The organism is Streptomyces sp. NPDC055025 (genome assembly GCF_053608565.1).
In genome coordinates, this window is the sequence record NZ_JBSGVS010000085.1 from 22,658 (window position 1) to 31,052 (window position 8,395).

The window sequence follows — 8,395 nt, forward strand, 5'->3', positions numbered from 1 at the left end:
GCAGCGCCTACCGGCGAATTGGCCTCAACTACGGCTCCGCGTTCTACGCCGCGACGACCACCAGTGCACCGCGAGAGACGAGTACGGCGTGCGATGCGCCGAGCCCGCGACGGACGTTGACCACGTGATGCCCGGTGACAACCATCGAGAAGCCAACCTAAGGTCGCTCTGCGGATGGCATCACCGGGCCAAGTCCTCACGCGAGGGAGCTCACGCCGTTGCGGCTAAGCGGCGACGAAACGCGCAGCGTTTCAAGAGGACCGAGTGTCATCCCGGTCTTCTTCCTGGTCCGCAGCCGGCCTATCCGGCTCGTCATCGCGCTCCTTGAAGGCCCGGCGAGCCCTTCGAAGTTCCCTGGCCAGCTCAGGAAGTTGTCTCACAAACGAGACGAACAGAGTGACAACTAGGCTCGCCGCACCGAACGCAGCCAGTACGAATAACGAGATGGAATTCCAGTCCACCGCTTCGAAAACCTTCCAGTAAGGCAGTCGAACCGGCAGACGGCAGCCTCAGTTCGACCACCGCGTTCGTGGTCATGACTGAGGGACTGCCTGACGCTTAGCGAATCCTCTGTGCGTTGTCAGCGCTTACGTGACTGAGCTTCTCCTTGAGCCGTGCCGTTTACGAAGTGCGTCGCTGCGTGTGGCTTTGCCCTGGGCGGATCGCAGTCTCGTGCCGCGTCATAGTCCGATGGTCGATCGAGCCCAGGTTGCGCGGTCGCTTCCCGCGCGATGGGTCAGTTTCAGCCCGTTGAAACGTGCAGAGATCACACGTTTCAACGGGCTGAAACTGTCTCACCACTACCGATTGTACCTAACTCAGCTCTGCCAGGCGGGGGTTGGAGGCGTGTCGTCATGCCCGGCCCTGTACCGAACCGCGAGGCCGACCTCGCTCGCCCTCGCGAACGCAAAGGTGGTGATGTTCAGCCGGTTACGCGTGGACTCGCCCGGCCCGCCAAGGTGCCGAACGGCGACCGCACCTGGCACCCGATCGCCAGGCGACTATGGGACTCCCTGAAGGACTCCGGCCAGGCCGACTTCTATCAGGCGAGTGACTGGGCGCTGGCCTACTCACTGTGCGAAGACCTGAGCTACTACAAGAAGGCGGGGAAACGCTCGGGCCAGATGCTCCAGACCATCTACTCGGCCTTCGAGCGGCTGCTTGTAGCCGAGGGCGACCGACGCCGAGTGCGCATCGAACTCCACGAGCCCGAGCCGGAGGAGCAGTCCGCGGCAGTGCTCGCAATCGCCGACTACAAGAAGGACTTGGGGCTGAACGCCTAGCCCTTCCAGGTCAGAGGGACGGCGCGCCATGAAAGGCTGCAATACCTGACCCGAGCCCACCCCATGTCGTCCGGATGTAGCTTGCGCGCTTCAGCCCGCCGCGCTGGCGGATCGACCAAGTAGGCATCAACCGCCGGGTAGCGCCAACGTTGTCGATGGAAGCGGAGACGCTTCTCGTAATGGCCGAGGTCCGTGTTGCAGAGCTTGCAGAGCAGCCCGCGCACGCAGCGCGGACAGCCGGAGCAGCAGTCGTGATCGTGGTCGATGTGCCACCAAATCGGACCGTTCACAGCGTCGTCCCCAGGGTTCTCGTCGCAGAGGGGACAGCGGTCATCCTGGATACGCAGGATCGCGTTCACCCGCGGAACGGTGAGGCCGTAACGCTTGGCCTGTCGATAAGCCGGACCACAGTCGAGGCATAAGTCCCGGCCATAGCGACGATCTTCAGCACAGACCCACTCATCGCATATCCGGCACATCTCGGGGTCCTCATCGACCCAGTTAAGCCCAATCCTCACGCGGCAGACGGTAGCCCCTAGGTCTGACAGCCGCCGCCGAAGGACCGACTTGTGCCGTAGGGAGGTGAGTCCCATTCCAGCCCTCACAGTAGAAGAGATCGACGCACTCGAACCGGCCTTCCTCGGCCCGACATGGCTGAAGAACCCGGATGGTTCCTGGACGCTCCCCAAGTGCACACTCGGCTGGCAGATCGCCGGGTGGTGCGCCGAGTACCTGAAGGCCGAGGACGGCGGGCCCTGGCGCTTCACGCGCGAGCAGCTCCGCTTCGTCCTTCACTGGTACGCCGTTGACGAGTCCGGCCGGTTTACACACCGGAAGGGCGTCCTTCAGCGGCTCAAGGGCTGGGGTTGACCCGGCAAAGACCCGCTCCTCGCGGTCATCAGCCTGGTTGAGTTCGTTGGCCCCTCCCGCTTCTCCCACTGGGAGGGCGGCCAGCCGGTCGGGGCTCCGCACCCCCAGGCGTGGGTACAGATCGCGGCCGTCAGCCGCGACCAGACCCGCAACACGATGACCCTGATGCCGTCCCTGATCTCGGACAAGATGATCGAGACGTACGGCATCAAAGCCGGGGCCGAGTTGATCCGCGCCAACGGCGGCCGGCAGCGCCTCGAAGCGGTCACCAGCTCGTTCCGCGCCCTCGAAGGCGGGCGAGTGACGTTCACGGTGCTCAACGAGACGCACCACTGGGTCACCGGCAACAACGGCGACCGCATGTACGAGACGATCGACGGCAACGCGACAAAGAAGGACTCGCGCTACCTGGCGATCACGAACGCGTACCTCCCCGGCGAGGACAGCGTCGCCGAGCGAATGCGCGAGGCGTACGAGAAGATCCTCGACGGCCGCGCGGCCGACGTCGGCTTCATGTACGACTCGATCGAGGCTCACCCGGCAACGCCGCTGACGCCCGAGGCGATCCGGATCGTTCTGCCGAAGATCCGCGGTGACGCGGTGTGGCTGCGGGTCGAAACCATCCTTCAGTCGATCCTCGACACCACGATTGCGCCGAGTCGGTCCCGGCGCATGTGGCTGAACCAGATCGTCGCGAGCGAGGACGCCCTGTATGGGCCAGCCGAATGGGACGTCCTCCGAGACGACAGCAAGATGCTCCAGCCCGGTGACGATATCGTGATGGGCTTCGATGGCGGTCTCAAGGATGACGCAACTGCCCTGGTGGCACTGCGCGTCAGTGATATGTACGCCTGCGTCCTGGGTCTCTGGGAAAAGCCGGACGGCCCACGCGGTGACGACTGGGCCGTCCCGCGCGTCCAGGTCGACAGCGCAGTACACGAAGCCTTCCGGACTTTCGAGGTGCACGGCTTCTACGCCGATGTGGCCCTCTGGGAGAGCTACATATCCGAGTGGTCGGACACGTACGGCGAGGGCCTGGCCGTGAAGGCACCAGGTAAGGACGCGATCGGCTGGGACATGCGGTCGAGCCTGAAGGCTTCAACCATGGCGCACGAGCGGCTGATGCGGTCGGTCTTCGACCGCAAACTCGTCCACGACGGCGACCGCAAGCTCCGCCGACACGCGCTCAACGCACGGCGCCGCACCAACAACTACGGAATTAGTTTCGGCAAGGAGGGGCGGGAGTCCCCGCGCAAGGTCGACGCGTACGCCGCGTTGATGCTCGCGCACGAGGCCCTCGTCGACCTCCGGGCACGCGGTAAGAAGGTCCGGAAGAGAACCGGTCGGGGCTATTTCTTGTGAGCCGATTGTAAGAGTGTGGCAAGGGTGGTGGTTACTTGACCACCTCCCTATCCCCTGCCTCGCTCGCGCGACAGCTCCTCGCCATCCTGAATCGGGACGGCGACCGCCTGAAGCGGATCGACGACTACCTTCACGGCCACCACGACGACCCGTACATGCCGCCCCAGGCCGACAACGAGTACCGGCTCCTCGCGCGCCGGTCGGTGTCGAACTGGCTGCCCTTGCTCGTCGGCACCCCGGCTCAGGCCCTCTATGTCGACGGGTTCCGGTCGGGCGAGGCCGGCGGCGGCCTCCCGGCTCCGGCCGAGACGACCACGGTCGAGTGGGCGCACTGGCAGCGCTCCCGGCTCGACGCCCGCCAAGCTGCGGTGTATCGAGGTGCGTTGACGTACGGGCACTCGTTCACCGTCACCGAGAAGTCCCGCACGGGCACCGTGCGCACGAAGGGGCTGTCTGCCCTGCGCACGGCTGCCCTGTACGAGGACGCGGCCAACGACGACGTCCCGCACGCGGCGCTGACGGTCACATCCTGGCCCTCGGGAGAGTCACTCGGCAAGGCCCGCATGTGGGACGCGCGCTACGAGTACACCGTCACCTTCAAGGGCCTGGAGGACGAAGACGGGATCACGGTGGCGGCCGGGCGCCAGCATGGCGCCTCGGAGTGCCCGGTCACGCGTTTCGCCGCGAGCGTCGACCTGGAAGGCCGGACGCTGGGCGTCATCGAGCCGATGATCGCGCTCCAGGACCGGATCAACCAGACGATCTTCGATCTGTTGGTTGCCCAGACGTACGCCTCAGTGAAGGTCAGGACCGTTACCGGCATGGCCCCGCCGGTTCAGCGCGACCCGGAAACCGGCGAGGCCGTCCTCGACGCCCAGGGGAATCCCGTCCCGCTGCCGATCAACCACAACGCGAAACGGTTCCTGTTCGCCGAGGACCCGGATGTTCACTTCGGATCGCTCGACGAAACACCGCTCGGCGGGTTCATCGACTCGGTGGACATGTCCATAAGGCACCTGGCCGCCGTCAGCCAGACCCCACCGCACCACCTACTCGGCCAGATCGCCAACTTGAGCGCCGAGGCCCTCCTCGCTGCCGAGACGGCGCTGAGCCGCAAGATCGCGGAGTTCCGTACCGCCTTCGGGGAGTGTTGGGAACGGGTCTTCAGGCTGGCCGCCGAACTGGCCGGCAACGCCACCTCCGCCGAGGACTACAAAGGCGAGGTCATCTGGCGCGACATGGAACAGCGCAGCCTCGCGCAGGCCGCCGACGCGCTGGGCAAGCTGCGCGAGCAGCTCGGCATCCCGGCCAAGGGTCTGTGGCGAAGGGTTCCCGGCGTCACACAGAACGAGTTCGAGGACTGGGAGCAACTCGCCGAGGACGACGACTCGGTGGGCCAGCTCGCGACCGCCCTACAACGGGCAACGCCCGATGTTCGGCGCAGCACGGAACTGGGGGTCGCAGCGTGAGCAGCCCAGCACGGCAGAAGGAGACCGACCAGGCATCGACCGCCTTCCACGTCGCGCTGTCACAGATCGGCGCCGCGACCGTGACTGATGTCCTGTCCTTGTGGCATGAGGTCCCGGCCGCGCAACGGGCAGCTACGGCATCTGGCTGGCTACGCCGAGCCATCTCTCTCGTCATGGGGCGCAGGCGACAGTCCCGCGATCTCGCCCGCGCGTATTACCGCCTCGCGCGGGCACTACAAACAGGTAGCACGGTCGCGGACCCTTACCACCCGGAGCCGGAACACGTCTCTCTCGCCGACCTCCGCGGCGAGTTCGCCGAGCTGGCCGGCACCTACGAACCCCCATCCCCCGCCCACACAGAGGGCGAGGCCGCGACCGGCGAGTCCGGCAACGCCCCGCCCGCAGTCGAGGAGGACGCCCAGGCGGCGCCCGGCGACGACGAGAGGGACGGAGACGAGGACTGGGACCGCATCCTCGTCGAGGAACTTAAAGGGCTCCGTGAAGAAGAGGAGCGCATCGAGCGGGAGGCCGAGGATGAACTCCGGACCGTGCTCGACGCCCTCGGCTCGCAGAACCTGAACCGTCGCCTCGACGAGATCAGCGACGACCAGGCGGCCAAGGACGCCGATAAGGCCCGCGAGGAAGCGCACCGCCAGGCGGGCGCCCAGCAGGCAGCCGCGGCTTCCCGTGTCGCCATGAACGGGGGCCGGTCGACGGTCTGGAACCACATGCGCCGCGACCGCAGGGCGTTGGGGTACGTGCGGCTGTCTCGTACAGGCACCCCGTGCGGGTGGTGCGCCATGCTCATCAGCCGAGGTCCGGTCTACAAGTCGCGCGAGTCCGCGACATTCGCCGATGGCGACCGCTATCACGACAACTGTCACTGCTACGCGGCCCCGGTCTTCTCCATGCAGCAGTACCAGGGCTCGGAGCTGACCGCCTTGTCCCGCGAGTACGAGGCCCAATGGCCCCAGGTCACCAAGGGCCTGAGCGGCAAGTCGGCCGTGAGCGCCTGGCGGCGCTACATCCGCCAGAAGCAACGAGCCGCAGCCCAGGAGGCGCGGCCGTCCTCGAACACAGCCCAGGAGGCGTGACCCGTGCCCGAAGAGACCCCTGCCCCCAGCGGCGAGCCGACCGGCGAGAGCGAGCAGCCCCAGAGTGAGCCCCAGTCGACGGAGGCACCGGCCAGCACCACGGAGGACTCCCTCCCCGAGTGGGCCCGCAAGGAGCTGACCAAGGTGCGCAGCGAGGCCGCCTCGTACCGCACGCGACTGCGCGACGCCGAGACGAGGCTCTCCGAGGCGAAGAGTCCGGAGGACTTCGAGGCCGCGCTCGCTGACGTTAAGGCGAAGAACGCCGAGTTGGAGCATTCGCTTGTGGTCGGCACGGTGGCAAGGAAGTACGAGCTTCCCGACGAGCTGGCCGCGCGACTGCGCGGCACGACCCCCGAGGAACTGGAAGCCGACGCGAAGGCGCTGCGAGCACTCCTCGCCCCGGCAGCTCCGGAATCCCTCGGCGGTGGCCTCAACCCGTCCGACGAGGACGACGGCGAGATGGACCCGCGCAAGCTCGCTCGGCGCACCCGGCGCTTCTAGTTTTCCCTTAGAGCCGGTAGGCGATCCTCTCGTCTCGAAGTGACTTCAGTATCACCTTCAGCTCGTTCTTGCGTTCAAGCGAGGTCTCCGGATCACTGATTTCCGACTGGACGGTGGCAATCGCTTTCGCATTCTGGTTGCGGATTTCGCGCTGCTCAAGTTTCGCGAAGACCCAGCTCATCACAACGGTGAAGGCAATGGCCACGACGGGAGCGAGGTATAGAAATACGTCACTCCAGATCCCGTTCGGGTCCATATGGCTACCGATCGCGACCAGGCCGATCCCACCCCCAGCGCCTCCGAAGGAAGCGCTCAATTGGTCGGCATTGAAGACCCGTCGAGGCTGAGCTGCTAGAACAGCAGCCCCATTAGGACCTCCGGCTCCCGTGGCTTGAGACACAAAATCACCTGCCCTCAGAGTCGGGCTCGGTGAGGGTCTCCAAGTACCGCGCCGCTTCGCTCGGGTTGGAGAGGTCGAGGCTTACTTCGATTCCTCCTCGGCCTTTCACTTTCACTCGCCCTGGATGGCTAGACCGCAACCAAATCGCGAGTGCGCGAGTGAGCGCGCTCAGCACGCCCGAGGCGCCGAGTAGGACGAACAGTTCCGAGACCATTTCCCCCCCAATGATCATAAATACCACATGCATCCATAAGTAACACATACAAGGCAAGTCGGTCGCACGTCATGGCCACCAACCCCCATATTCTCTCTTCGGAGGTCATCCTGCCCACCAATCAGCATCAGGTCGTCAAGCCTCAGAAGCTCGTGAACACGGCAGTCGGGATGCTCGAACAGGAGCTGATCATCCCGAACCTGTTCCAGAAGCAGGGAATCGACCAGTTCAAGGGCGCGGACAACGACACCATCAGCATGAAGGTGGAAGGAATCCTGCCCTTCCACGACTACGCATGGCGCAACGACCGCAGCACCCCTATTCAGTTCGACGAGTACAGCGAGCGGAAGATCGCCGTCACCTTCGGCGGCAACTCCTACTCCGCCGTCAAGCTGACCGACGAGCAGAACGACTTCGACATCGACCAGTGGAGCAAGCTGCTCCGCCCGCAGGTCAAGGCCGTTTCGCGCGGCCTTCAGCGCCGAGCCGTGAAGACGCTCACAGGCCAGCAGTACGCCGTCACCATCGGCAACACGGGTCAGAACCTTCGCGGAGCGCTGATCGAGGCACGCCGGGTTCTCAACGCATTCCACGCACCGAAGGAGGGCCGCTACCTCCTCGTCGGCTCCGACTTCGAGTCTGCCTTGCTTAACGACGAGAAGCTCAACTTGGCCCAGAATGTTGGTGACTCGGAGGCCGAATCGGCCCTTCGCACCGCGACGCTGGGCGAGCGATTCGGTTTCCGCATCGTGGTCGACCAGACGATTCCGAGCGACGCGGCTTACGCCTTCGCCAGCTCCGGCTTCATCTTCCTGTCCGGCGCCCCGTCCGTTCCGCAGTCCGTTCCCTACGGTGCGACGACTTCGTTCGAGGGAATCGCCCTGCGCTGGATTCGCGACTACGACTCCCTGTACTTGCAGGATCGTTCCGTCGTGAATACCTACAACGGATTCCGGTCCGTGACGGACATTCTCGTCGGCTGGGACGAGGTGAACGAGAAGGAAATCATCAGCTCGCAGGAGCACTTCGTGCGAGGCATCAAGCTCCAGCTCGACGGCACGTCGGACTACCCGACTGCGGCCTCCGAGCTCGCGAAGATCACTGGCGTCTCCGACGCGAAGGTGTGGAACCCAACCGGCCGCGTCTCCGAGACCGACCCGGCCAACGCATAACCGTGACGGGGTCAGCCCAGTGGGCTGACC

At 65.3% G+C, this 8,395-nt stretch carries 10 protein-coding genes; 7 read left to right on the forward strand and 3 right to left on the reverse strand.

Annotated features, from left to right (window positions below; all coding sequences use genetic code 11):
- The first annotated feature begins 854 nt into the window (after window positions 1–854).
- The gene (locus ACWGDX_RS35410; protein ID WP_453632359.1) at window positions 855–1,283 is read left to right on the forward strand and encodes a phage terminase small subunit; all 429 of its coding nucleotides are present in this window, start codon (window positions 855–857) and stop codon (window positions 1,281–1,283) included.
- On the opposite strand, the gene ACWGDX_RS35415 is transcribed toward ACWGDX_RS35410, so the two are convergent.
- Window positions 1,280–1,876: an endonuclease domain-containing protein gene (locus ACWGDX_RS35415; protein ID WP_453632361.1), complete on the reverse strand. Its 597-nt coding sequence runs from the start codon at window positions 1,874–1,876 to the stop codon at window positions 1,280–1,282. The genes ACWGDX_RS35410 and ACWGDX_RS35415 overlap by 4 nt on opposite strands.
- Here ACWGDX_RS35415 and ACWGDX_RS35420 point away from each other — a divergent pair.
- The 5 genes from ACWGDX_RS35420 to ACWGDX_RS35440 all read left to right on the forward strand — a co-directional run bounded on the left by ACWGDX_RS35420 (window position 1,866) and on the right by ACWGDX_RS35440 (window position 6,579).
- Window positions 1,866–2,153 carry a hypothetical protein gene (locus ACWGDX_RS35420; RefSeq protein ID WP_453632363.1) on the forward strand — a complete coding sequence of 96 codons (288 nt, stop codon included), beginning with the start codon at window positions 1,866–1,868 and terminating at the stop codon, window positions 2,151–2,153. The two genes, ACWGDX_RS35415 and ACWGDX_RS35420, sit on opposite strands and share 11 nt — an antisense overlap.
- A gap of 165 nt (window positions 2,154–2,318) precedes the next feature.
- The gene (locus ACWGDX_RS35425) at window positions 2,319–3,515 is read left to right on the forward strand and encodes a terminase (protein WP_453632365.1); all 1,197 of its coding nucleotides are present in this window, start codon (window positions 2,319–2,321) and stop codon (window positions 3,513–3,515) included.
- Between the two features lie 35 nt (window positions 3,516–3,550).
- The gene (locus ACWGDX_RS35430) at window positions 3,551–4,984 is read left to right on the forward strand and encodes a phage portal protein (RefSeq protein WP_453632367.1); all 1,434 of its coding nucleotides are present in this window, start codon (window positions 3,551–3,553) and stop codon (window positions 4,982–4,984) included.
- Window positions 4,985–5,157: 173 nt separating this feature from the next.
- Window positions 5,158–6,078, forward strand: coding sequence for a VG15 protein (locus tag ACWGDX_RS35435; RefSeq protein WP_453632369.1), 921 nt, complete (start codon window positions 5,158–5,160; stop codon window positions 6,076–6,078).
- A gap of 3 nt (window positions 6,079–6,081) precedes the next feature.
- Window positions 6,082–6,579, forward strand: coding sequence for a hypothetical protein (locus ACWGDX_RS35440; RefSeq protein WP_453632371.1), 498 nt, complete (start codon window positions 6,082–6,084; stop codon window positions 6,577–6,579).
- 7 nt (window positions 6,580–6,586) lie between these two features.
- Here ACWGDX_RS35440 and ACWGDX_RS35445 read toward each other — a convergent pair whose 3' ends face one another.
- Window positions 6,587–6,784 (reverse strand): hypothetical protein, encoded by a 198-nt coding sequence (locus ACWGDX_RS35445; protein WP_453632372.1) that lies wholly within the window; start codon window positions 6,782–6,784, stop codon window positions 6,587–6,589.
- A 199-nt stretch (window positions 6,785–6,983) separates the two neighbouring features.
- On the reverse strand, window positions 6,984–7,241 hold the full coding sequence (locus tag ACWGDX_RS35450) for an effector-associated constant component EACC1 (RefSeq protein ID WP_453632374.1): 258 nt from the start codon (window positions 7,239–7,241) through the stop codon (window positions 6,984–6,986).
- A gap of 23 nt (window positions 7,242–7,264) precedes the next feature.
- Between ACWGDX_RS35450 and ACWGDX_RS35455 the strand changes: the two genes are divergently transcribed.
- On the forward strand, window positions 7,265–8,365 hold the full coding sequence (locus tag ACWGDX_RS35455) for a hypothetical protein (protein ID WP_453632376.1): 1,101 nt from the start codon (window positions 7,265–7,267) through the stop codon (window positions 8,363–8,365).
- Window positions 8,366–8,395: the final 30 nt, after the last annotated feature.

Coding starts and splice junctions, on each gene's coding strand:
- ACWGDX_RS35410 (WP_453632359.1), top strand. CDS start 855: ATGCCCGGCCCTGTACCGAACCGCGAGGCCGACCTCGCTCGCCCTCGC.
- ACWGDX_RS35415 (WP_453632361.1), bottom strand. CDS start 1,876: ATGGGACTCACCTCCCTACGGCACAAGTCGGTCCTTCGGCGGCGGCTG.
- ACWGDX_RS35425 (WP_453632365.1), top strand. CDS start 2,319: ATGCCGTCCCTGATCTCGGACAAGATGATCGAGACGTACGGCATCAAA.
- ACWGDX_RS35435 (WP_453632369.1), top strand. CDS start 5,158: ATGGGGCGCAGGCGACAGTCCCGCGATCTCGCCCGCGCGTATTACCGC.
- ACWGDX_RS35450 (WP_453632374.1), bottom strand. CDS start 7,241: ATGTGTTACTTATGGATGCATGTGGTATTTATGATCATTGGGGGGGAA.
- ACWGDX_RS35455 (WP_453632376.1), top strand. CDS start 7,265: ATGGCCACCAACCCCCATATTCTCTCTTCGGAGGTCATCCTGCCCACC.